The following is a 751-nucleotide window of genomic DNA, read 5'->3' as shown; positions in this document are numbered from 1 at the left end:
TGAGGGAAAGGCGAAAAGAACCCCTGTGAGGGGAGTGAAATAGAACCTGAAACCGTGTACGTACAAGCAGTAGGAGCAGACTTGTTCTGTGACTGCGTACCTTTTGTATAATGGGTCAGCGACTTATATTTTGTAGCGAGGTTAACCGATTAGGGTAGCCGTAGGGAAACCGAGTCTTAACTGGGCGAATAGTTGCAAGGTATAGACCCGAAACCCGGTGATCTAGCCATGGGCAGGTTGAAGGTTGAGTAACATCAACTGGAGGACCGAACCCACTAACGTTGAAAAGTTAGGGGATGACCTGTGGTTAGGAGTGAAAGGCTAATCAAACCGGGAGATAGCTGGTTCTCCCCGAAATCTATTTAGGTAGAGCCTCGGACGAATACTTACGGGGGTAGAGCACTGTTAAGGCTAGGGGGTCATCCCGACTTACCAACCCTTTGCAAACTCCGAATACCGTAAAGTACTATCCGGGAGACACACGGCGGGTGCTAACGTCCGTCGTGAAGAGGGAAACAACCCAGACCGCCAGCTAAGGTCCCAAAGTCATAGTTAAGTGGGAAACGATGTGGAAAGGCCCAGACAGCCAGGAGGTTGGCTTAGAAGCAGCCATCCTTTAAAGAAAGCGTAATAGCTCACTGGTCGAGTCGGTCTGCGCGGAAGATGTAACGGGGCTAAACTATGCACCGAAGCTGCGGATTCAAAATTTATTTTGAGTGGTAGGGGAGCGTTCTGTAAGCCGTTGAAGGTG

Annotated in this window: 1 rRNA gene; it reads left to right on the top strand. The window is 49.9% G+C overall.

From position 1 onward, the window contains the following. Window positions 1–751, top strand: a 23S ribosomal RNA gene (locus tag MTN97_RS17795); the annotation flags it as partial.

Source organism: Pseudoalteromonas sp. 2CM36K, assembly GCF_023161865.1.
In the GTDB taxonomy this organism is placed as follows: domain Bacteria; phylum Pseudomonadota; class Gammaproteobacteria; order Enterobacterales; family Alteromonadaceae; genus Pseudoalteromonas; species Pseudoalteromonas tetraodonis.
The sequence above is the reverse complement of the archived record's forward strand: the minus strand, read 5'-3'. Positions and strand labels throughout refer to the sequence as shown.